The organism is Ralstonia sp. 1138 (assembly GCF_040544795.1).
In the GTDB taxonomy this organism is placed as follows: domain Bacteria; phylum Pseudomonadota; class Gammaproteobacteria; order Burkholderiales; family Burkholderiaceae; genus Ralstonia; species Ralstonia flatus.
Map to the genome: position 1 here is coordinate 799,953 of NZ_JBEPKQ010000002.1, position 22,134 is coordinate 822,086.

The window sequence follows — 22,134 nt, forward strand, 5'->3', positions numbered from 1 at the left end:
CTATTTCGCCGTTAGAATCAAGCGTCGAATTTTATCAGACAGCCCTTATGCGCTCTTCCATGCGAATCGTTTCAAACCGGGCTCGGTCGCGAGTCTGGCAATTGGCCGCGACGGCCCTGGCGGCCGGCCTGCTGGCCAGTCATGTTGGCGCGCAGGAGCTGGCCGCTGCACTGGGGCATCCGACCGCCGCCATCGCCGGTGGCAAGGTGGGCGCCAGCCAGTCCGACACGCACGAATACAAACTGCCCAACGGGCTGCGGTTGATCGTCAAGGAAGACCACCGCGCCCCCACCGTGGCGCACATGGTGTGGTATCGCGCCGGCAGCATCGACGAGCACAACGGCACCACGGGTGTCGCCCACATGCTCGAACACATGATGTTCAAGGGCACCAAGGCAGTTGGCCCGGGCGAGTTCTCCCGGCGCGTGGCGGCCCTGGGCGGCCGTGAAAACGCCATGACCACGCGCGACTTCACGATGTACTTCCAGCAGATCGAGAAATCGCACCTGGCCGATGTGATGGGGCTCGAAGCCGATCGCATGGCCAATCTCCAGCTCACCGACAAGGAGTTCAAGCCGGAGATGAATGTGGTGAAGGAAGAGCGCCGCATGCGCATCGACGACTCCGCCCGTTCCACCGTGTATGAGCAGATGCTCGCCACGCTGTTCAATGCCGCGCCGTATCGCAACCCAACCATCGGCTGGCCGGGCGATCTCGACACGATGACGGTGCAGGACGCGCAGAACTGGTACCACGCCTGGTACACGCCCAACAACGTCACCGTGATCGTCGCGGGCGATGTGAAACCCGACGAAGTCTTTCGCCTTGCGCAGCGCACCTACGGCAAGCTCAAGCCGCATGCGCTGCCGCGTCGCTATGCGCAGGAAGAGCCCAAGCAGATCGGCGTCAAACGCATCTGGGTGAAGGCGCCGGCCGAGAACCCGTACGTTGTGCTGGCCTACAAGGTGCCGCGCCTGGGCGATGTGGAGAAAGACGTCGATCCGTATGCGCTGGAGGTCTTGTCCGCCGTGCTCGATGGCTATGACAACGCGCGCCTGTCCAGCCAGCTCGTCAAGGGCGAAAAGCGCATCGCCGACGACGTCAATGCCGGCTACGACGGCCTGAACCGCGGCCCGTCGATCTTCCTGATGGACGGCACGCCTGCCGACGGCCACACCACCGCCGAGATCGAACAGGCGCTGCGCGCGCAGATCGAGCGCATCGCCAAGGAAGGCGTGACCGATGCAGAACTGAAGCGCGTGAAGGCACAGGTTGTGGCCGCGCAGATCTACAAGCGGGACTCGGTGTTCGGCCAGGGCATGGAGATCGGCATGAACGAGATGAGCGGCCTGTCGTGGCGCTCCATCGATCGCCAGCTCGAGAAGATCAAGGCCGTAACGTCGGCGCAGATCCAGCACGTGGCGCAGACCTACTTCAGCGAAGACAACCTCGTCGTCGCCACGCTGCTGCCGCAACCGATCGATCCCAACAAACCGGCGCGCAAGCCTGTTCCCGGCATGCGCGATGAAGGAGGGCTGCGTTGATGCGCGCCATGTCTCTGACCCTGAAGACGGCGCTGGTCGCCATTGTTGCAGCGGCGGCGCAGAGCGCTCTGGCCGCGCTGCCCATCGAACACTGGACGGCCCCGACCGGCGCACGCGTGTTCTTCGTGCCGAGCCCGTCGATTCCGATGCTGGACATCAATCTCGACGTGGATGCGGGTTCGCGTTATGAGCCGGCTGCCAAGGTGGGCCTGGCCTCGCTCACAGCCGGCATGCTCGACAAGGGCGTCGCGGCGCAGGGAAATGCTCCCGCGCGCGATGAAGCAGCGATTGCCGATGCGTTTGCCGATGTGGGCGCGAGCTTTGGCGGCGGCGCCGGCGGTGACCGCACGAGCCTGCGCCTGCGCACGCTGTCCGACCCCGTTGAGCGCGGCCCGGCCATCGCGCTGATGACGCAGATCGTCTCGGCGCCGACCTTTCCCGATGCCGTGCTCGCGCGCGACAAGCAGCGCCTGGTGGCTGCGATCCGCGAATCGTTGACCAAGCCGTCGGTGCTCGCCGAGCGCGCATTCGGCAAGGCCATCTACGGCACGCATCCGTACGGGCAGACCGCTTCGCCGGAAACGGTGGAAAGCATCACGCGCGACGACATCGTGCGCTACTACCAGGCCAACTACACGGCCAAGCGCGCGGTGGTGACGCTGATCGGTGCGATCAGCCGCCAGGAAGCCGAGGCCATCGCCGAGCAGATCACGCGCGGCTTGCCCGCTGACGGCGCCACGCCGCCGGCGCTGCCCGATGTGAAGATGCCGCTGGCGAAGGCGGAGACGATCCGCATTCCGCACCCCGCGCAGCAGGCGACGATCATCCTGGGGCAACCGGGCATCGCGCGTGGCGACAAGGATTACTTCCCGCTGCTGGTCGGCAACTACGTGCTGGGCGGGGGCGGCTTCAGCGCGCGTCTGACCAACGAAGTGCGCGAGAAGCGCGGCCTGACGTACAGCATCGGCAGCTACTTCGCGCCTGCTGCACAGCCCGGTCCGTTCGAACTGGCGCTGCAGACGCGCAAGGACCAGACCGAGGAAGCGCTGGGCGTGGTGCGTGAGACCGTCGCCAAGTTCGTCGCCGATGGCCCGACCGACGCGGAGCTGAAGGCGGCCAAGGACAACCTCGTCAACGGCTTCCCCCTGCGCCTGGACAGCAATCGCAAGCTGCTGGACAACGTGGCCAACATCGGCTGGTACAACCTGCCGCTCGACTACCTGGATACGTGGACGCAGCGCATCGCGGCTGTCACGCGTGAGCAGGTGCGCACGGCATTCCAGCGCGTGCTGCAACCGCAGGCCATGGCGACGATCGTGGTAGGCGGTCCGGAAAAAGCCGCCGCGAACTGACGTACCGCGTCTTGATCCGAAAAAACCGGCGGCATTTCCCGCCGGTTTTTGTTTGCGCTCGTTTTATGAGGCAACAGCCCCTAAAATCGCGCCCATGGCACCTCGTACCTCCAGCTCCAAAGGCCCCAAGGCCAAGACCGCCACGTCGCACGCGCGCGCACCGCAGCAGGTGCGCATCATCGGCGGGCAATACAAGCGCACGCCGCTTCCGGTGGTCGATGCAGACGGCCTTCGCCCGACCAGCGACCGCGTCCGTGAAACCGTCTTCAACTGGCTCGGGCAGGACCTGACCGGCTGGCGCTGCGCGGACATCTTTGCCGGCACCGGCGCGCTCGGCTTTGAGGCCGCTTCGCGCGGCGCCGCCCACGTGACGCTCATCGAAAACCACGCCCCGGCCGTGCGCGCGTTGCACGCCATCCGCGACAAGCTGGGCGCGCGCATGGTCGACATCGTCTCCGGCGACGCCTTTGCCTGGCTCGCTCGGCAGCCCGATGCTGCGCTCGATGCGGTGTTCATCGACCCGCCGTTTGCGCAGGACTGGACGTTGCGCGCGCTGGAAGCCGCGACGCGGGTGGTCAAGCCCGGAGGCGTGATCTACGTTGAAGCAGCGCAGCCGCTGGTGGATGTGAGTGCTGATTCACATGACACCGAGCCGGCTGCCGGCCTCGCGTTGCCCGCCGATCTGGTGCTTCACAAACACCTGCGCGCCGGTGCGGTGCATGCGCATTTGCTGCTGCGCAAAAACGGTTAAACTACGCCGCTCGCAACCGGTGCATGAGCATCGGGCGGCACCTGCAAGGCAGGTGCGCCCGGTCGATATCGGTGGCACAGGCGGCAGGCTCGGGACCTGCCGCGGTCGATAACGCAACGGCGTCCGAATGCAGTACCGGCGCGGCCATGTCCCACGCCGACGCTTGCGGATGCTCTTTTCCCCTTGGTGGAGGAACCATGGTGATCGCGGTTTATCCCGGCACTTTCGATCCGTTCACGCGCGGCCACGAAGACCTCGTGCGACGCGCATCCAACATCTTCGATGAGCTGATCGTCGGGGTGGCGCAGAGCCCGAACAAGCGGCCCTTTTTTGCGCTGGAAGAGCGCATCGAAATCGCGCGTGAAGTGCTCGGCCATTACCCCAACGTGCGGGTCGAGGGGTTTTCCGGTCTCTTGAAGGATTTCGTACGCAAGAACGGCGCGCGCGTCATCGTCCGGGGCCTGCGTGCGGTGTCGGACTTCGAGTACGAATTCCAGATGGCCGGCATGAACCGCTATCTGCTGCCGGACGTGGAAACCATGTTCCTGACGCCCTCGGATCAATACCAGTTCATCTCCGGCACGTTCGTGCGCGAAATCGCTGTGCTCGGCGGTGACGTCAGCAAGTTCGTGTTCCCGTCGGTCGAAAAATGGCTCAAGGAAAAGACCGGCAAGTCGGAAGGGTCGGGCAAATCGGAATAAAATGACGCTTTGGCGGGCGCTGGCTCGCCGGCCATTTCAAGGAAGGCATCATGGCGCTCATAATCACCGATGAGTGCATCAATTGCGACGTATGCGAGCCTGAGTGCCCCAACGGCGCGATTTCGATGGGCCCGGAGATCTACGTGATCGATCCGGGCAAATGTACCGAATGCGTCGGCCACTTTGACGAGCCTCAGTGCCAACAGGTCTGTCCGGTGGACTGCATCCCCAAGGACCCGGCCCATGAGGAAACGCAAGAGCAGTTGATGCACAAGTACATTCAACTCACCTCCGCACCACCACGCGCGGCGTGAGCACAAAAAAGAGACGGCTTCGGCCGTCTCTTTGCATTGGTGCCTACCGTTTCGCTCGCAGTGCGCTTACTGGATCGGCAACAAGTCTTCCGGCCCTTCGTACGCATAGCCGGGCTCGCAGACGATGCGGTAGTGCGGGTAATGCGGACGCGGGGGGCGTGGCCCAATGGGTGTGGGCGCCGCGGGCGCTTGCGCGAACGGCTTCGCGCCGTTGCCAGGTTGGCGCAGCGCGCCCGCTGCCGGCGCGGGAGGCTGGCTGATCACCGGCATCGGCGTCGGATAGGGCTGCGGGTAGGGCACCGGCCCCACGTAGACGCGATGGCAGTAGCGAACGCCTTCCTGCGCAATCACCACTTTTTGCCGTTGCTCGCGGCGCGCCTGTTCGGCCGCCTGCGCTGCGATCTGGGCCTGGCGGGCGTCTTCCGCCGCCTGCGCTTTGCGGCGCGCCGTTTCCATCTGCTGGACTTCGGCAGCCTCGGCGGTGGCGCGCTCGCGGGCGGCCTTCTGGTCGGCGGCCGTGGGCGTGTTGTCGATCATCGGCACGGGCTTCGCACGCGTACCGCAGGGATGGTCCGAATAGGTCGTCTGGCCGTTCTCGCTGCAGCGGTACACCTGCGCGTGCGCCGGCAGGCTGAGGGCTGCCAAGCCGAGCGCCAGACCCGCCAGCACGGCGGCGCGTGAGGTCAGTATGGCGATCGGTGTCATGGCGGTGTCCTCTGTCTTGGCGGTTCAGCGTGCGGTATGCAGGCGCATCATGGCTTTTTCGGCGTTGCCGGCAATCAGCTCCGGCAGCGCATCGAGACTCTGATCGATGGCGCGGTCGATGAGGTCCTGTTCTTCCTTGCGAGGCGCTTTGAGCACGAAGTTCGCGACGTCATGCTGGCCGGACGCAGGCGACCCCGGCGGCAGCAGGTTGCGCGGGTGGCCGATGCCCAGCCGCAGCCTCCAGAACTGTTGTGTGGTCAGATGCGCTGCAATGTCCTTCAGGCCGTTGTGGCCACCGGATCCGCCACCGAGCTTGAGCTTGACCGTACCGGGCGGCAAATCCAATTCGTCGTGCACGACCAGGATTTCATCGGGCATCACCTTGTAGAAGCGGGCCAGTGCGACGGTAGCCAGGCCGGAGCGGTTCATGAAGGTTTGCGGCTCCAGCAGCCACACCTCGTTGCCCCAGAGGTTGGCGCGCGCTGCATAGCCGTGAAAGCGCGTCTCGTTGCGCAGCGTTACGTTGTCCATGCGAGCGAGCTGGTCGACCAGCCAGAAGCCGGCGTTATGTCGTGTCGCCGCATATTCGGCGCCCGGATTGCCGAGGCCGACGATGAGTTTGATCATGCGATTGGTATCAGGTTGAGGTGCAGGAGGCGCCCCTTGATCGTACAAGCATAGCTGCTTTCCGTAGCCTGGAGGCGGTGCGGTCCGCGCCGCTCAGGCGGAAAAAAAGCCCGGCGAGACAGGCTCGGCGGGCTTTTTTCGCTCGCACCGAAGTGCGAGGGGCGGCAACTTAGGCTGCCGGCTTGTCTTCGCCTGCAGCAGCAGCGCCTTCTTCGGCGGCAGCGGACTTCTCGCCAGCCGGCACACTGATGTTGGCAACAGCCGGGTTCTCATCGCCACCGTGGGTGAGGATGGTCACGCCCTTCGGCAGCTTGAGGTCAGCGATGTGCAGGGTCTGGCCGATTTCCAGCGAACCCAGGTCCACTTCGATGAACTCCGGCAGGTCGGCCGGCAGGCACGACACTTCAACGTCGTTCAGGATGTGGTTCACGATGCCGTGGCCCAGCTTCACGCCCGGCGCAGTTTCCTGGTTCAGGAAGTGCAGCGGCACCTTGACGTGGATCTTTTCCTTGGCCGACACGCGTTGGAAGTCGACGTGCAGAACCAGTTGCTTGAACGGGTGCAGTTGGAAGTCACGCAGCAGCGCCTTTTCCACCTTGCCTGCCACTTCGATGTCGAGGATCGACGAGTGGAAGGCTTCCTTCTTCAGCGCGTGGTACAGCGCGTTGTGATCGAGTTCGATCAACTTCGGGGTGGCTTCGCCGCCGTAGATGATGCCCGGGGTCTTGCCGGCGTTGCGCAGGCGGCGGCTCGCACCAGTGCCCTGAACGCTACGCTCGAAAGCGACAACTTTCATGATTGCTCCAAACGAAAAAGACGACTCGCGACCAAGCCGTCTGGTGAACGGGGCGCCATATTGCGCCCCGCAGACATCGCAGAAGTGCCGTCTAGTCGACGTTTTCTGCGATAAAGCCTTGAATTATAACAGTAAGCCGCTCAGGTGCCGAATTATTCAGCAAACAGCGACATGATCGAGTCACCGCGCACGATGCGGGTGAAGGTCTCGGCCAGCAGCGGCGCGGTCGAGAGCTGGCGGATCTTGCCGCACTTGATCGCGTCTTCGCGTAGCGGGATGGTGTCGGTCACGACGACTTCGTCGAGCGCCGAGTCTGCAATGCGAGCAGCGGCGCCGCCCGACAGCACCGGGTGCGTGCAATACGAGAACACTTGCTTGGCGCCGCGCTCCTTGAGCACCTGCGCGGCTTTGCACAGTGTGCCGCCGGTGTCGATCATGTCGTCCATGATCACGCAGTTGCGGCCGTCGACTTCACCGATGATGTTCATCACCTCGGCCACATTGGCCTTCGGGCGACGCTTGTCGATGATCGCCAGGTCCACGCCGAGCTGCTTGGCGAGCGCACGTGCGCGCACCACGCCGCCGACGTCGGGCGATACCACCAGCAGGTCTTCGTAGTTCTTCTTGCGCAGGTCTTCGAGCAGGATCGGCGACGCGTAGATGTTGTCGACCGGGATATCGAAGAAGCCTTGGATTTGGTCAGCGTGGAGGTCCATCGTCAGCACGCGCTCGACGCCGGCGACTTCCAGCATGTTGGCCACGACCTTGGCCGTGATGGCCACACGCGCCGAACGCGGGCGGCGATCCTGGCGGGCGTAGCCGAAGTAGGGGATGGCGGCCGTGATGCGGCGGGCAGACGCGCGCTTGAGCGCATCGACCATCACCATCAATTCCATCAGGTTGTCGTTCGTCGGGGCGCAGGTGGATTGCAGGATGAACACGTGCTTGCCGCGCACGTTTTCCTGGATCTCGACCTGGACTTCCCCATCGGAGAATCGGCCGACGAGGGCCTTGCCTAGCGGAATGCCTAGATGCTTGACGACAGCTTCTGCGAGTTTGGGATTGGCATTGCCGGTAAAAACCATCAAGCCTTCGCTGCTCATCGGGGCACCTGTGTTGACTTCAGACGCGCCGGCTGGCTGAAGCCAACCGGGCTATTGCTGGGAACATAAGGAAGAAAATGGCAGGGGCGGAAGGATTCGAACCTACGCATGCCGGAATCAAAATCCGGTGCCTTAACCAGCTTGGCGACGCCCCTACACAACCGATCGGTTACTGCTTCCATTGCAGAAGCAATAACTGCAAACCTTACACAGCAAATCTTGCGAGCGGGTGATGCGACAGACCTGCCGCACACCGACCCTCCCATTCGGAAGGCACCTGATCCGCTACCGCTTGCGCCTGCTCAACGTTGTCGAACGGAGCAAATACGCAGGCGCCGGATCCGGTCATTCTTGCCAGAGGGCTGAACTGACGCAGCCAGGCAAGTGCTCGGGCGATTTCGCCGTATTTCCTTTCCGCCACCGCTTGCAGGTCGTTGCGACCGTAAGCGAAAACAATTTGTTGGTCAGGAAAGTCCGTAATTATGGTGAGTGGCGTATCGCGTGTCAACCCTTCATCGGAAAAAATTGCAGGGGTGGGCACATGTACGCGTGGGTGGATCACCACGAAGGCCGCCGGCGGCAGCGCGACGGGCGTCAGTTCTTCGCCGATTCCCTCGGCGAAGGCGTTCTGGCCGAACACGAAGAAGGGCACGTCGGCACCGAGCTTCAGGCCGATCGCCATCAGTTGCGTGCGCGGCAGATCAAGGCCCCAGAGACGATTGAGCGCAAGCAGCGTGGTGGCGGCATCGGATGAGCCGCCACCAATGCCACCGCCCATCGGCAGGCGTTTCTCGACGGCGATGTCGACGCCGTAGGTGCAGCCCGTTTCTGCTTGCAGCAGGCGCGCGGCGCGGATGATGAGGTCGTCATCGGCAGGCACGCCCGGGATATCCGTGGTGCGTACGAGGCGGCCGTCGGAGCGGCGCGTGAAATGCAGCGTGTCGCTCCAGTCGATCAACTGGAAGACGGTTTGCAGCAGGTGGTAGCCGTCAGGCCGGCGGCCGACCACGTGCAGGAAGAGGTTGAGCTTGGCGGGCGCGGGGCAGTCACGCAGCTCGACGGGGGCGGAGGACATGGCGAAGCGAAGGCGTTACTGGTCGAGCACGAGTCGCACCGAGAGCGGCCCGTTGGCGCCGTGCTGACGATCGAGATCGAGCCGTCGGATGGTCGCCTTGGCGCCGTCAGCGTTGTTGCCGTCGTCGGCCCACGCGACGTAGTGGACCGTCCAGCCGTTCTGCTCGATGGTTTGTGGGCGCGATTGCGCGTCGCGTGCCACGCGTGCAGGTGTGCCCGGAGCGGGGCGCGCGCGCAGCCAGTCGCGCAGGCCGGAAACCGGCAGCGAAAAGCCGAGCGCATCCTGCATCAGCGTGTCGACTTCGGGTGCGCGGCGCGGTGGCTGGTTCGGCAGTTCGAGCGTGGCGCCCTGGTTGCTCTGGCTGACGATGGCCAGCGTCTGGCCCAGCGGCGACATCAATTCAAGCTGCACGTCGGCGCCGCGTTCACGCCAGAGGAAGCTGCCGACGGCGCTTTGCTCGGTGTTGTTCTGCGTGTAGCGGGCCGAGAAGCGCCCTTGATAACGCGTGATGGTGGCATCGGCGTCTTGCGTGCCGGCGAAGAGATCGTTGGTTGGCCGCAGGCTTGTGCACCCGCTGAACAGCACGCAGCCGGCGCCGAGCATCAGCGCGCCGAGCGCGCGCGTGAACCGTATCGCCATCAATTCGCGCTCACGGGAACATTGGGCACCGGCTGGCCGAAGCGGCGCAGCGTGTCGCGCAAGGTGGTGTCGTTTACGTCGAGCTTGGACGCTTCGGTCCAGATCTGGCGCGCGTCGTCCTGCTTGCCCGATTGCCACAGCACCTCGCCCAGGTGCGCGCCGATTTCGGCTTGCGGCGCGGCTGACCACGCCTTGCGCAGGATGTCGGTGGCGGCGGGCAGATCGCCGCGACGGTATTTGACCCAGCCGAGGCTGTCGGCGATGTAGGGGTCATCCGGTGCCAGCGACACGGCTTTCTCCAGCAGCTCCTGCGCTTCCTGCAGGCGCACGTTGCGGTCGGCCAGCGAGTAGCCGAGCGCGTTGTAGCCGATGGCCTGGGCCGGGCGCAGGTCGATCACCTTGCGCAGCAGCGTTTCCATGTTGTCGTAATGGCCGTCGTGCTCTTCGAGCATCGCCAGTTGGTACGAATATTCGACGTTGTCCGGGTCGCTCTGGAGCAGTTCGTTGACGCGGGCGCGGGCGCGACCGTAAGCCTTGGCGTCCATCAGCATGCCGATTTCGGCCTGGCGGATACCGTCCATCAGCGCCTGGCGGCGCGGGCCGTCGGGCACGTCTTCAGAGTCGGCAACGAGTTCGTCGAACGTCTGCTGTGCCTCGTCGATGCGGCGCAGCTTGCCGAGCAACTGGCCACGCTTGATGCCGGCTGCCAGCGCGGTCTGGCCGTCGGCGTCGCCGTTGGCGGAACCGGTGATCTTGTCGACCCAGCCGAGCGCGCCGGCGTAGTCGCGCTTCTCTTCGGCCAGCTGGGCGAGGCCCTGATAGCCAGGCTCGGGGCTCAGCGTGGGCGACTTGGCGGTGGCGGCCACGTATTCCTTCAGGTAACGCTCGGCGTCTTCGTACTGGCGCTGCTGCAGGTTCAACAGCCCCAGGGCAAGCGTGATGCGCGCATCGTTGGGCGCGATCTTCTTGAGCGTTTCGAATTCGGCGCGCGCCTTGTCCTGCTGATTGCGCACGAGGTACATGCGGGCGAGCGCCAGGTGGCCATCGATGGACGCAGGTGCGGCTTTCAGGAAGCTGCGCAGGCCGGCGATGGCGGCATCGGGGTCGCCATCGGCACGCAGTTCGGCGGCGAGGATGGCGGCATCTTCATACCCGGGACGCAGCTTGAGCGCCGTGTCCAGTTCCGTCAACGCGCCGGTGGTGTCCTTGGCGGCGACCTTCGCGCGGGCCAGGGCCAGATGCGTTTCGGGGCGTTGCATGTCATGCGAGGCGATGCGCTGCAGCGCGTCTACGGCGCCCACCGGATCGCTGCTCTTGGACATCTGCTGCTGCAATTGCAGCAGGGCATCGGCACGCTGGCCGGGTGAGACCTTGTTCAGCTGCGCCTGCAGCATCGGTTCGACTTCCGACCACTGGCCCGTGGCCACCAGCAGGAGCTGCTGCACCTGGCGAGCGGGCATGGACGTCGGCGACAGTTCCACCCACAGGCGGGCGGCAGTCAGCGCCTGCGCCGGGGAGCGCGTCAGGAACGCGATCTCGGTGGCGCGCTGGGCAAAGCGGGGGTCGCGGGTGTCTTGCGCGAGCGCGAGGTAGGTGCGGTACGCCGGTTCAACCAGCCCGCGCTGCAGCGACACTTCCGATGCCAGCACGCGGTACATGATGTCTTCATTGAGCGCGACACGTGGCAGATCGGTGCGCTCCGAACTCAACAGGCCAGTGCGCGGGCGCGAGCGTTCAATCTGGACGGCTGCGCGACCACCCGTGCCGCCTTCCTGTGCAGCTTGGGCGATCAGCGGAGTGGTGGCCGTCGACTGCGACGACCATGCCAGCAGGCTCGTCAGCCCTCCCGCCACCAGCGCGGCCAGCAGGGCCGTTCTGCTGCGCGGGAATCGCCGCGGGCGTTGCGTCGCGGGCGAATGGGAGAGGGCGTGAGGCATGGTCTCGAAGCTCCGGATAGGGGTTCGGGGCATTGTAGCCTGACCGCTACAATCGCCCGCATCGTAAAAAAGGTTGGAGCAGCACATGGGATGGAGGTTCGATGCCTGAGTTGCCGGAGGTCGAGGTCACTCGCCTGGGTTTGCTACCGCATGTTACGGAGCGACGTATCGTGCGCGTCGTGGTACGCCACCACGGCTTGCGCTGGCCGATCGATCCGGCGCTGCCGGAACTGCTCGCTGGCCTGACCGTTACGCGCCTGCTGCGCCGGGGCAAATATCTGCTCATCGAATGCGTGCCCGCAGTGGGCCAATCCGGCCGCCCCGCCGATACCGCAGGCGGCTGGCTGCTCATCCATCTTGGGATGACGGGCACCTTGCGCGTGCTGGAAACGCCCGTGCCGCCCGGCCCGCACGATCATGTCGATATCGAGCTCGCCGACGCAACTGGCGTACCCATCACACTGCGCTATCGGGATCCGCGCCGCTTTGGTGCCGTGCTTTGGCATGCGGGCGACGAAGCCGGCCTGGCCGAGCATCCGTTGCTGCGCAATCTCGGTATCGAGCCGTTCGATGCGCGATTCGATGGTGACTGGATGTTTGCCCGCACGCGGGGGCGCAAGGTGGCCATCAAGTCGGCGCTCTTGGCAGGCGACATCGTGGTCGGCGTGGGCAATATCTACTGTTCGGAAAGCCTGTTTCGCGCCGGAATCCGGCCGACCACGGCGGCGGGTCGCATCAGCCGGCCCCGCTATGCGGCGCTGGCCGAGGCCATTCGCGCCACGCTCGCAGATGCCATCGCACGGGGCGGCAGCACGCTGCGTGACTTTGTCGGCTCGGACGGACAAAGCGGCTACTTCCAGCTCGATGCCTTCGTGTACGACCGCGCCGGTCTGCCGTGCCGGGTGTGCGGCACGCCGATCCGCCAGATCGTGCAGGGTCAGCGCTCGACGTTTTACTGTCCGACCTGTCAGCACTGATCGACCGCTTCACGCCCCCCGAAGCCGCTGGAAAAGGCCGTGCTGGAGCGATCTAGACGCCATTTCGCAAGGTTTTTGAAGTGGGGTGCGGGGCCTTCGATGGCATCCCGCAACACTTGTCTGCCCGGGCTGGAGAACCTTGCGGAAAGTTCGCCCGGAAGCCGGCGGTTCGCTGTATCGTTCCACCTAAATTTGTGCATTTCTGTGCCGTAATTGGGCGGTAACAGCGATGTCGAGGGGCGCGCGCATTTTTTTGGCGGTCGGGTCGCGCACACAAAATAAGACAGAACGATGAACAACACACTGAGCACACAGTTCGAGCAGTACAGCGCCTGGCGCGCTTCGGTACTGCAGTCGGTGGGGGAATTCCAGGACTGGCTGCAAGCGCAGGAGCTGTACGACGCCCAGGCCGACATGCGCGCGCAGCGCATCCGGGGCGTGCTGCGCAGCGACAAGCTCAAGGTCGCTTTCATTGCCGAGTTCTCTCGTGGCAAGAGCGAGCTGATCAACGCCATCTTCTTTGCGGACTTCGGCCGCCGCATCCTGCCGTCGTCGGCGGGCCGGACCACGATGTGTCCGACCGAGCTGATGTACGACGAAAGCTATCCGCCGTCGATCCGTCTGCTGCCGATCGAGACGCGCCTGCACGATGCGTCGACCGCTGACTTTCGCGATGCCGAAAGCCATTGGCTGTCGGTGCCGCTCGATCCGTCGTCGCCCGAGGGCATGCTCGAAGCGTTCCGCCACGTGGTGGAAACCGTGCGCGTGCCCAAGGAAGAAGCCGAGCAGCTGGGCCTCTATAACGACGCCGATCCCGACGCCGCGTTTTCGGTGGATGCCGCGGGCACGGTCGAGGTGTCGAAGTGGCGGCACGCCATCATCAATTTCCCGCATCCGATGCTCAAGCAGGGGCTGGTGATACTGGATACGCCGGGCCTGAACGCCATCGGTACCGAGCCGGAACTGACGCTGCGCCTGATTCCGGATGCGCATGTCGTCGTGTTCGTGCTGGCAGCGGACGCCGGCGTGACCAAGAGCGACCTGGAACTGTGGCGCTCGCATGTGGGCGGCGGTCAGCGCAAGGGCTGCATCGCGGTGCTCAACAAGGTCGATGGCCTGTGGGATCCGCTCAAGTCTGAAGAAGAAGTCGAGAGCGAAGTCAGCCGCCAGATCATGACCACGGCGCAGGTGCTCGATATCGATGTTGAGCGCGTGTATCCGGTGTCGGCGCAGAAGGGCTTGCTGGCGAAGGTCAGCCACGATCACGAACTGCTGGCCAAGAGCCGGCTGCCGGAGCTGGAGTCGGTGCTGTCGGATCAGCTGATTCCGCAGCGTCGCGAGATCGTTACCGAGCAGGTTCAGCTGGCGGTGAAGGACATGGCCGCCGGTGCGCAGCAACTGCTGCAGATGCGCCGCCGCGACATCGTCGAGCAGCTGTTCGAACTGCGCGGGCTGCGCGGCAAGAACCACACGATGGTCAAGCACATGCTGATGCGCGTGCAGGGCGAGAAGGAAGAGTTCGAGCAGAGCATTGCCAAATTCCAGGCGCTGCGCACGGTGTTCGGCCGCCACAGCGCGGAGATTATCAAGAGCGTGCAGCTCAAGCAGATCCGCTCGACCATGCGCGAAGCGCGCGAGAAGATGAAGGAGCGCGTGTTCTCGCGCGGCCTGCGCGACGACATGGACAAGCTGTTCGGTCACCTCACCGGCCTGGTGCGCGACGCGGCCAACCGCATCGATCAACTGCACCAGATGGTTGACGGCATGTACAAGAAGTTCAACGCCGAACACGGCTTCACGCTGTCGCCGCCGCTGCGCTTTCTGGGTACGCGCTACGACGCCGATCTGAAAGAGACGCTGATGCTCGCGCACAACCACTTTGGCGCGTTCAGCTTCCTGACGCGTCCGAAGCCGCAACTCGTGCACGGTGCCTTCTCGACGGTGGCCAGCCGCGTGCTGGACACGTTCCAGGACATGAACCGCGACATCGAGATCTGGCTGAAGTCGGTCATGACGCCGCTCGAAGCGCAGGTGCGCGATCACCAGAAGCAACTGCGCAAGCGTGTCGATTCGATCGAGCGCATTCACGAGGCCACCGATACGCTGGAAGCACGCATCACCGAACTCGAAGCGCTGCTCAACACGCTCGATGAGCGCAGCGGCACGATCGCGCAGTACACCGATCGCATTCTCGCGGCCGGGACGATTCTGGAGCGGCAGTCGTTCGCGGCCTGACGCGCATCGTTCGTTACGGAGAAGGCGCCTGCGGGCGCTTTTTTCGTTCTGGTAGGATCGCCGCCAGCGCGCACGTTCCGTCCACCGCTTTTCCATCACACGCATGACCGCCAGCCCCCGCCGCACGCGCCGCGTTGCTCAGACCGTTCCCGTATTGCCGCCGCTTCCTGACGATTTCGCCACGCGCGTGGTCGCCTGGCAGCAGCGTCATGGCCGTCACCATCTGCCGTGGCAGAACACCGGCGACGCGTATCGCACATGGCTCTCCGAGATCATGCTGCAGCAAACGCAAGTGAGCGCGGTGCTGGGCTACTACGCACGCTTCATCGAACGCTTCCCGACCGTGCAGGCTTTGGCCGCTGCGCCGGCAGACGACGTGATGGCTGCGTGGGCGGGCCTCGGCTATTACACGCGCGCACGCAATCTGCATCGCTGCGCGCAGATCGTGGTAGCGGAGCACGGCGGCATCTTCCCGCGTGATCCCGACGTATTGGCGACGCTGCCGGGCATCGGCCGGTCGACCGCGGCGGCCATCGCTGCGTTTTCGTATGGCGTGCGCGCAGCCATTCTCGATGGCAACGTCAAGCGCGTCTTCGCGCGTGTGTTCGGCATCGATGGCTTTCCTGGTGACAAGCGCGTCGAAGACACCATGTGGCGCATCGCCGAAGCCGTACTGCCGCCGGCCGAGGGCATTCAACCGTACACGCAGGGTTTGATGGATCTCGGGGCCACGGTGTGCACGCGCGGCAAGCCCGCATGCCTGAGCGGCGAGCGGCCTTGTCCGCTCGAATCGCTATGCGAAGCGCGCAGTAGCGGTCGCGTGATGGAGCTGCCCGTGCCGCGCCCGCGCAAGGCGATCCCCGAGCGCGCCGCCACCCTTGTCATCGCGCTGCACGCCGACGCGGTGTTGCTGCAGCGTCGCCCGCAACGCGGTATCTGGGGCGGCTTGTGGTCGTTGCCGCTGGTGGGCGAGATGGACGACGCGCTCGATGCGCATCCGTTGGATGTGGGCACCGTGCGTCGTGCCGCGCAGGCCTATGGCGACGTCTCCACCGTGGAGATGGCCGGCGCGCTCACGCACACCTTCACGCACTTTCGCTTGCACATGCATCTGCTGCGCGCGGAGATCGCCACACCCGCCGCGCTCGACGACGACTGGCGCTGGGTACCGCTTGCGCAGCTCAGTTCAGTCGGGTTGCCTGCGCCGGTGAAGTTGGCACTGGAGACGTTGGTGCAGCCGAGCCTAATCTAGCGGGCCTGCCTCACAGAATGTGATGCTGCTTCATGTAGCGATGGACGATCTCGATGCGCATGCCGGCGTCCATAAGTTCCATCAATTTCTGCTTGGCCTTGAGCGGCACCGGCAGCAGCTCGCACAGCCGATTCGCGACCCAGCTCGGGCTGTTCCACTCGTAGGGTTCGACCATCGGGACGTTGCCGTCTTCGCGTGAGCCGAGCGTCGTGATGATGCGGCGCAGGGCGCCCACGCAATCGTCGAAAAGCTCGCCCTTGCAGTCTTCCACGTCGGCCCCGATGGGCTCGACCGTGCCGTGCATCAACCCGTTGGGCGTTGTCTCGAACGACAGCACCTTGAAGCGCTGCGTACCACGCACCTTGATCATCAGCAGGCCCAACTGCTCCATATCGCATTCGGTGATGTGGGCAATGCAGCCCACGTCGACCGGCACGGTCGGGTTGTCGGTGGTGCCGACTTCGTTGCCGCGCTCGATCAGGCAGACGCCGAACGGCGTCTTGTCGCGCAGGCAAGTGCGCACCATGTCCATGTAGCGGGCTTCGAAAATGCGCAGCGGAAGAAGGCCGCCCGGAAACAGCACCGTGTGCAACGGAAACAGCGGCAACTCAGTGGGCAGCGGCGGCAGCGGCGAGAACGGTGAGAGAGCGATGTCTTCTTGCATGGACGGGCTTTCGGCAGGCGGCAAGACCTTCGCGTGGCGCCGCGCAAGAAGCCGCATCCAGATGGAACGGAGTCGCGCGCGGGAGATATCCGGCGCGGTCAACCGTCTACGGCCAATTCGCGGTGGCGGACCAACACATTACCATGCGCGCGGAAGTACGTGGCGAGCCGTTCCGCGATGTATACGGAACGATGCTGGCCACCCGTGCAGCCGATCGCGACGGTCAGGTAGCTGCGGTTGTCGGCGATGAAACTCGGCAGCCACTTTTCCACGTAGGCGCGAATGTCTTCCGCCATCGCAAGCACCATCGGCTGGCTTTGCAGGAAATCGATGACGGGTTGATCGCGGCCCGTGAGCGGACGCAATTGCGTGTCGTAGTACGGGTTGGGCAGCGAACGCACGTCGAAGACGAGATCGGCGTCGGTCGGCACGCCATGCTTGAAGCCAAACGATTCAAACATCAACGTGATGTCGTGCGGCTCGTCGCTGATGAATTCTTTGATGTACGCGCGCAAAGCGTTGGTGCGCAGCGTGCTGGTGTCGATGCGATGTGCCGGATCGGCAAGCGGGCTGAGCAGCTCGCGCTCCATCTCGATCGCTTCGATGAGCGAGGTGTCGAGGCCCTTGGCGGCGGCCTGCACGTTGGCGGCGGTATCGGGGCGGCCGTTACGGATCGACAGTGGATGCCGGCGGCGCGTTTCGGAGTAGCGCTGCACCAGCGCATTCGTGCTCGCCGTCAAAAACAGCATGCGCACGTCGTGTTCCTTGCGCAGCACGGTGACCGTCTCCGGCACCTTGCGCAGCGATTCACGGCTGCGGATGTCAGTGGCCACGCCCAGATGCGTATAACCCTGGTCCGCCAGATAGCGCGCCAGTTCGGGGATGAACTGCGCGGGCAGGTTGTCGACGCAGTAGTAGCCTGCGTCTTCGAGCACGTTCAGGGCGACCGATTTCCCTGAACCCGACATACCGGTGATGAGAATGATCCGCATGCCGCGAGGATAGCATCCCTGTGTTGCAAAGCAGCGACCAACGAAAAAGGCGACCGATCCGGCCGCCTTTTTTCAAGCGTGGCTAAGGGAACGCTCAACCCTTCGAGAGGCACTCTTTCTGGGCGTTCTTGTACTCGTCGCCCTTCTTGCCCTTGTTGGCCTTGGAGCAGGCCGCCATCTTTTGCTGCTGCGTCATCGGCTTGGCGGCAGCAGCCGGTTTGTCCGACAGGCAGCCTTTCATGAAGGCCTTGCGCTCGTCGCCCTTCTTGCCGGCGGCGTCCATGTTGCATTGCTTCATCTTGTCTTGCTGCGAATTCTTGGCTGCCGGGGCGGCAGCAGGTGCGGCCGGCGCGGCTGCGGGTGCGCTGGCTTGGGCGAATGCCTGGCCGGCCAGGAACGGGAGCGCCAGGGCGCAAGCGGCAATCAGTTGTTTCATCGTCGTATTCTCCTTGGTACCGTCAGAAGAGCGGGCGAAAACAAGCCGCCGCGCTCGCGATGAACGCCGCCGCGTTGTGTGCTCGGCGCATTCCCTCCCACAACGGGGCGGCCGCACGTCGGGTTGACGTTTCGCAGCGAAAACTAGGGTAAACCGGTCTGAATACGAAACTTTGTGGCGGCTTTGTTAAAGCAGGCGGCCCTGGGGCGAGTGGGATGCGGCTTCTGCCTGCATGGCGGCGCGCTGGCGGTCCATGAAGTCGCGCAACGTATCAATGCCGCGCAGACGCAGGATGGTATTGCGCACGGCGGCTTCGACCAGCACGGCCAAGTTGCGGCCGGCGGCCACCTGGATCTTCACCATGTGGATCGGCAACCCGAGCACATCGAGGTATTGCGAATCGAGCGGCAGGCGTTCGAACTCGCCATCGTTGCGGCGCACGAGCTGGACGATCAGCTTGATCTTCATCTTCCGGCGCACCGCCGTTTCACCGAAGATCGTCTTGATGTCGAGCAGGCCCAGGCCGCGCACTTCCAGCAGGTTCTGCAGCAGCGGCGGGCAGCGACCTTCAATGAAGTCCGGACCCAGCCGCACGAAGTCGACTGCGTCGTCGGCAACGAGGCCGTGGCCGCGCGAGATCAGTTCGAGGCCCAACTCGCTCTTGCCCAGACCCGAATCGCCCATGATCAGCACGCCCATGCCAAGGATGTCGAGAAACACCCCGTGCATCGTCACGCGCGGTGCGGAGATGCGCGACAGGTACAAGCGCAGGTGATCGATGACGGCAGCCGAGGAAATCGGCGACGTGAACAGCGGCGTGGACGAACGCGTGCAGCGCAGCTCCAGGTCCGGGGGCGGATCCACACCATCGGCCACCACCAGGAAGGGCGGCTCCAGCAAGATCAGCTCGCCCATCTGTCGCTTGCGGTTTTCTTCCGACAGGCGCTGGTAATAGGTGATCTCGGGCTTCCCGAGCACCTGGATGCGATTCGGATGGATGAGGTTCAAGTGCCCGACCAGGTCCGCTGCGGAGGTCGCTTCCTTGGCGAAGTCCACGTCGAACGCGCGATCCGCGCCCTCCAGGCCGGCGACCCACGACAGCTTCAGATCGGCTGCGTTGTCGTCAAAGATCGATTGGGCGATGACGCCGGTCAGTTCCATAGCAGGGCACGGTGGTGCCGACGGGGCATAGCGCGTTCGCAATCGGTTGCGCTTGCCCCCGATTGCGCTGCGATCAGGGCCGCCAGTCGGTCAGTAGCTGGTGAATCGCCTCGGGCGACGGCAGGGTGGCGAGGCCTTCGCGCATGTCACGGTCGGACAGCAGCTGGGCGATTTCAGACAGGATTTCCAGATGCTGCTGGGTGGCCTGTTCAGGCACCAGCAGAAAGATCAGCAGCGAGACAGGTTTGCCGTCCGGCGACTCAAAGGGCACCGGCTCGGACAGGCGCATGAAAGCGGCCAGCGGTTGCTTGAGCCCCTTGATGCGCCCGTGCGGGATCGCCACGCCGGCGCCCAGGCCTGTAGAGCCCAGCGACTCGCGCGCGAACAGGTTGTCGGTGACGACTGCGCGCGTCACGCCGTGGTTGTTCTCGAACAGCAGGCCGGCCTGTTCAAATACCCGCTTTTTGCTGGTTACGCTGACGTCGAGGGCAATGTTCCCGGGCGGCAGCAGTTTGGCCAAGCGATTCATGTGCAATGCGTGAAATGAGCGGCGTCCTTCTGCACCAAGATGGCGCGCGGACAATGGGGTCATTATAGACCACGTGCCGCGCGGCTTTGTGCGGCGCACCAGCGGTGCACCGCGCAGGGCAGAGAAGCGAATCCCCCAGGGCTGCGATCAGCCGGTGCCGGCACTGTGCGCCCGGCATCGACCCTGTTTTTGCCAGCATCGCGCCAAAAGCCGCGCCACGCCAGCATTCATACTTTCGTCAGATTTTAGCCCGACTTAAATTCGTTGCAATCGGATTCGTCACGAATGCACCACGGCATAAAAAAACCGCGCCAACTCGGGGCGCGGTTTTTGCGGTGCCGTCCTGCTATTGCTGCATCTGCACGGCTTGGAAGGCTTGGTGCTTCATGCTGTCGCGATCGTGCCCTTGCACGCGGTCCTTGTACTTGATCACTTGCCTGTCCAGTTTGTCGACGAGTAGGTCAATGGCCGCATAAAGATCTTCATGGTGTGATTCGACGAAGACGTCCTTACCTTTGAGGTGCAGGTTGATTTCCGCGTACTGACGCCGATCCTTCTCCTTGTGGTTATCGACCGATAGCAACACGCTGACGCCAATCACCTGATCGAAGTGCCTGATCACACGCTCCAGTTTCGTTTCCACGTACTCACGCAAAGCAGGCGTGATGTCCAGGTGGTGTCCACTGAGTTTGAAGTTCATAGCGGTTCTCCTTCTCAAGATGAGCCGCACCGGAACTGCCCGCGATGCGGCTATAAAGACTTGCGCAAATTCACTGCAGGGATCTTGAGGGCTTCGCGGTATTTGGCCACCGTCCGACGGGCCACCACGAATCCTTGTTCGCCTAACAGTTCGGCAATTCTGCTATCGGACAGAGGATTCTTCGGGTCTTCGGCTCCTACAAGTTGCTTGATGAGCGCGCGTATCGCGGTGGATGACGCGGCCCCGCCGGTTTCCGTCGATACATGGCTGCCGAAGAAGTACTTCAACTCGAACGTCCCCATCGGGGTCGCCATGTATTTGTTCGTTGTCACACGGGAGATCGTGGACTCGTGTAGACCCAGTGTATCGGCTATTTCCCGCAAAACCAAGGGGCGCATGGCGATTTCGCCGTGCGTGAAGAAGCTCTTTTGACGCTCGACAATCGCTTGCGAGACACGCAGGATCGTATCGAAGCGCTGCTGAATGTTCTTGATCAGCCAACGTGCTTCCTGCAGCTTCTGCTGCAGATTGGCGGCGCCTGATTCACCGCGACTGCTGCGCAGGATTTGCGCGTACATGTCGTTGATGCGCAGGCGCGGCATGACGTCGGGGTTCAGCTGCGCCATCCAGCCTGCGCTTGTCTTGCGCACGACCACGTCGGGCACCACGAAGTCCGCTTCGGCGCGGCCGAATGCATGACCGGGGAACGGCGCCAGTGAACGAATCAGCTCATGTGCGGCTTTGAGTGCAGGCTCATCGACGGAGAGTGCCTTCTTCAGGCGCGTGTAGTCGCGCGCGGCAAGCAGTTCAAGATGTTGATTGACGATGATGAGTGCCAGCGCTTTCGCGGGCGAATCGAGCCGATGCAGTTGCAATGACAGGCATTCGGCCGCCGAGCGTGCGCCAATGCCGGGCGGATCAAAGCTCTGCAGCATGCGCAGCGCGGCTTGCAGTTCGTCGAGTTCGACTTCGAGTTCGGCCGGCAGATCTGCGAGGATCTCGTCGAGCGTGCCCGACAGATAGCCTTCGTCGTCGAGTGACTCGATCAGGAAGATGACGAGACCCTTGTCGCGCATCGAGAGCTTGAGCGGCGCGAGTTGTTCCATGAGGAATTCGCGCAGGCTTTGCTCGGCTTCGCGCAACTGCAGTGGCGCGCGATCGTCTTCGTCGGATTGCGGCTTGCGGGCGAAGTCGTCGAGGCTCCAGTCCGAGCGGTCGGAGCCGTAATCGCTGTCGAAATCGGCGCCGCTGTCGTGGCCGTTCTCGTAACTGTTGTCGGCGCTGTCGCTGCTGTCGCCGCCGTTGGGTGCGGGCGGAGGCGATTCTGTGGGCAGGGGTGTGGCGCTGTTGCTTTGCAGCGCACTCACGGAGCCGTCTGCGCCAATGCGGGCGGAGGTGTCGAGCCACTCGTTTTCCCGCTCCAGCAGCGGGTTTTCGGTCAGGGCTTGCTCAACTTCCTGCTGCAGTTCGATGGTCGACAACTGCAGCAGTCGAATCGATTGCTGCAACTGCGGCGTGAGCGCGAGGTGCTGAGAGAGACGGAGCTGGAGCGACTGTTTCATGCGGGCTATTCTATGCCCAACACTCGGTCGATGGAACGGATTTTGCTTTAAGGTGCGGCTTTGCCACGTCCTTAAGGCGTAA

At 63.9% G+C, this 22,134-nt stretch carries 22 protein-coding genes and 1 tRNA gene; 8 read left to right on the forward strand and 15 right to left on the reverse strand.

Annotated elements, in window-relative coordinates; translation table 11 throughout:
* Window positions 1-47 precede the first annotated feature (47 nt).
* The 5 genes from ABIC76_RS11485 (at window position 48) to ABIC76_RS11505 (ending at window position 4,662) form a co-directional block, all read left to right on the forward strand.
* The gene (locus ABIC76_RS11485) at window positions 48-1,544 is read left to right on the forward strand and encodes a M16 family metallopeptidase (RefSeq protein WP_354534032.1); all 1,497 of its coding nucleotides are present in this window, start codon (window positions 48-50) and stop codon (window positions 1,542-1,544) included.
* Complete coding sequence (locus tag ABIC76_RS11490) at window positions 1,544-2,896, forward strand: M16 family metallopeptidase (RefSeq protein WP_102064444.1); 1,353 nt, start codon at window positions 1,544-1,546, stop codon at window positions 2,894-2,896. The genes ABIC76_RS11485 and ABIC76_RS11490 overlap by 1 nt, the downstream gene beginning before the upstream one ends.
* Window positions 2,897-2,990: 94 nt before the next feature.
* Entirely contained in the window at window positions 2,991-3,647 is a 657-nt protein-coding gene (gene rsmD / locus ABIC76_RS11495) for a 16S rRNA (guanine(966)-N(2))-methyltransferase RsmD (RefSeq protein ID WP_354534033.1), read from the forward strand.
* Between the two features lie 197 nt (window positions 3,648-3,844).
* Window positions 3,845-4,348 carry a pantetheine-phosphate adenylyltransferase gene (gene coaD / locus ABIC76_RS11500; protein WP_027678316.1) on the forward strand — a complete coding sequence of 168 codons (504 nt, stop codon included), beginning with the start codon at window positions 3,845-3,847 and terminating at the stop codon, window positions 4,346-4,348.
* Window positions 4,349-4,398: 50 nt separating this feature from the next.
* A complete protein-coding gene (locus tag ABIC76_RS11505) occupies window positions 4,399-4,662 on the forward strand; it encodes a YfhL family 4Fe-4S dicluster ferredoxin (RefSeq protein ID WP_102064446.1) in 264 nt (87 codons plus the stop codon).
* 66 nt (window positions 4,663-4,728) lie between these two features.
* On the opposite strand, the gene ABIC76_RS11510 is transcribed toward ABIC76_RS11505, so the two are convergent.
* From ABIC76_RS11510 to ABIC76_RS11545, 8 genes are all read right to left on the reverse strand, one after another.
* A complete protein-coding gene (locus ABIC76_RS11510) occupies window positions 4,729-5,367 on the reverse strand; it encodes a DUF4124 domain-containing protein (RefSeq protein WP_354534035.1) in 639 nt (212 codons plus the stop codon).
* 24 nt (window positions 5,368-5,391) lie between these two features.
* Window positions 5,392-5,994 (reverse strand): aminoacyl-tRNA hydrolase, encoded by a 603-nt coding sequence (pth, locus tag ABIC76_RS11515; protein WP_354534036.1) that lies wholly within the window; start codon window positions 5,992-5,994, stop codon window positions 5,392-5,394.
* A 169-nt stretch (window positions 5,995-6,163) separates the two neighbouring features.
* On the reverse strand, window positions 6,164-6,790 hold the full coding sequence (locus tag ABIC76_RS11520; RefSeq protein WP_027678312.1) for a 50S ribosomal protein L25/general stress protein Ctc: 627 nt from the start codon (window positions 6,788-6,790) through the stop codon (window positions 6,164-6,166).
* A 152-nt stretch (window positions 6,791-6,942) separates the two neighbouring features.
* Window positions 6,943-7,893 carry a ribose-phosphate pyrophosphokinase gene (locus ABIC76_RS11525; RefSeq protein WP_004633415.1) on the reverse strand — a complete coding sequence of 317 codons (951 nt, stop codon included), beginning with the start codon at window positions 7,891-7,893 and terminating at the stop codon, window positions 6,943-6,945.
* A gap of 78 nt (window positions 7,894-7,971) precedes the next feature.
* Window positions 7,972-8,048: transfer RNA gene (locus ABIC76_RS11530), tRNA-Gln, on the reverse strand.
* Window positions 8,049-8,098: 50 nt separating this feature from the next.
* Window positions 8,099-8,968, reverse strand: coding sequence for a 4-(cytidine 5'-diphospho)-2-C-methyl-D-erythritol kinase (ispE, locus tag ABIC76_RS11535; protein WP_354534037.1), 870 nt, complete (start codon window positions 8,966-8,968; stop codon window positions 8,099-8,101).
* Between the two features lie 15 nt (window positions 8,969-8,983).
* Window positions 8,984-9,607: a lipoprotein insertase outer membrane protein LolB gene (lolB, locus tag ABIC76_RS11540; RefSeq protein WP_354534038.1), complete on the reverse strand. Its 624-nt coding sequence runs from the start codon at window positions 9,605-9,607 to the stop codon at window positions 8,984-8,986.
* A complete protein-coding gene (locus ABIC76_RS11545; RefSeq protein ID WP_354534039.1) occupies window positions 9,607-11,544 on the reverse strand; it encodes a tetratricopeptide repeat protein in 1,938 nt (645 codons plus the stop codon). Before ABIC76_RS11545 ends, lolB begins: the two co-directional genes overlap by 1 nt.
* A gap of 101 nt (window positions 11,545-11,645) precedes the next feature.
* Here ABIC76_RS11545 and mutM point away from each other — a divergent pair, with 101 nt between their 5' ends.
* From mutM to mutY, 3 genes are all read left to right on the forward strand, one after another.
* The gene (mutM, locus tag ABIC76_RS11550) at window positions 11,646-12,521 is read left to right on the forward strand and encodes a bifunctional DNA-formamidopyrimidine glycosylase/DNA-(apurinic or apyrimidinic site) lyase (RefSeq protein ID WP_354534040.1); all 876 of its coding nucleotides are present in this window, start codon (window positions 11,646-11,648) and stop codon (window positions 12,519-12,521) included.
* A 291-nt stretch (window positions 12,522-12,812) separates the two neighbouring features.
* A complete protein-coding gene (locus tag ABIC76_RS11555; protein ID WP_027678307.1) occupies window positions 12,813-14,756 on the forward strand; it encodes a dynamin family protein in 1,944 nt (647 codons plus the stop codon).
* Window positions 14,757-14,859: 103 nt separating this feature from the next.
* Window positions 14,860-16,008 (forward strand): A/G-specific adenine glycosylase, encoded by a 1,149-nt coding sequence (gene mutY / locus ABIC76_RS11560; RefSeq protein ID WP_354534041.1) that lies wholly within the window; start codon window positions 14,860-14,862, stop codon window positions 16,006-16,008.
* Window positions 16,009-16,018: 10 nt separating this feature from the next.
* On the opposite strand, the gene ABIC76_RS11565 is transcribed toward mutY, so the two are convergent.
* The 7 genes from ABIC76_RS11565 to ABIC76_RS11595 form a co-directional block, all read right to left on the reverse strand.
* Window positions 16,019-16,672, reverse strand: a complete 654-nt coding sequence (locus ABIC76_RS11565; RefSeq protein ID WP_354534042.1) for an LON peptidase substrate-binding domain-containing protein — start codon at window positions 16,670-16,672, stop codon at window positions 16,019-16,021.
* 98 nt (window positions 16,673-16,770) lie between these two features.
* Window positions 16,771-17,664 carry an RNase adapter RapZ gene (rapZ, locus tag ABIC76_RS11570; RefSeq protein WP_027678304.1) on the reverse strand — a complete coding sequence of 298 codons (894 nt, stop codon included), beginning with the start codon at window positions 17,662-17,664 and terminating at the stop codon, window positions 16,771-16,773.
* Between the two features lie 94 nt (window positions 17,665-17,758).
* Window positions 17,759-18,100, reverse strand: coding sequence for a PsiF family protein (locus ABIC76_RS11575; RefSeq protein ID WP_354534044.1), 342 nt, complete (start codon window positions 18,098-18,100; stop codon window positions 17,759-17,761).
* Window positions 18,101-18,286: 186 nt separating this feature from the next.
* The gene (hprK, locus tag ABIC76_RS11580; RefSeq protein ID WP_004633393.1) at window positions 18,287-19,261 is read right to left on the reverse strand and encodes an HPr(Ser) kinase/phosphatase; all 975 of its coding nucleotides are present in this window, start codon (window positions 19,259-19,261) and stop codon (window positions 18,287-18,289) included.
* Window positions 19,262-19,334: 73 nt separating this feature from the next.
* Window positions 19,335-19,790, reverse strand: coding sequence for a PTS IIA-like nitrogen regulatory protein PtsN (gene ptsN, locus ABIC76_RS11585; RefSeq protein WP_012761097.1), 456 nt, complete (start codon window positions 19,788-19,790; stop codon window positions 19,335-19,337).
* Between the two features lie 346 nt (window positions 19,791-20,136).
* Entirely contained in the window at window positions 20,137-20,490 is a 354-nt protein-coding gene (hpf, locus tag ABIC76_RS11590) for a ribosome hibernation-promoting factor, HPF/YfiA family (RefSeq protein WP_004633388.1), read from the reverse strand.
* A gap of 50 nt (window positions 20,491-20,540) precedes the next feature.
* Window positions 20,541-22,052: an RNA polymerase factor sigma-54 gene (locus ABIC76_RS11595; RefSeq protein WP_102064455.1), complete on the reverse strand. Its 1,512-nt coding sequence runs from the start codon at window positions 22,050-22,052 to the stop codon at window positions 20,541-20,543.
* Window positions 22,053-22,134 lie beyond the last annotated feature (82 nt).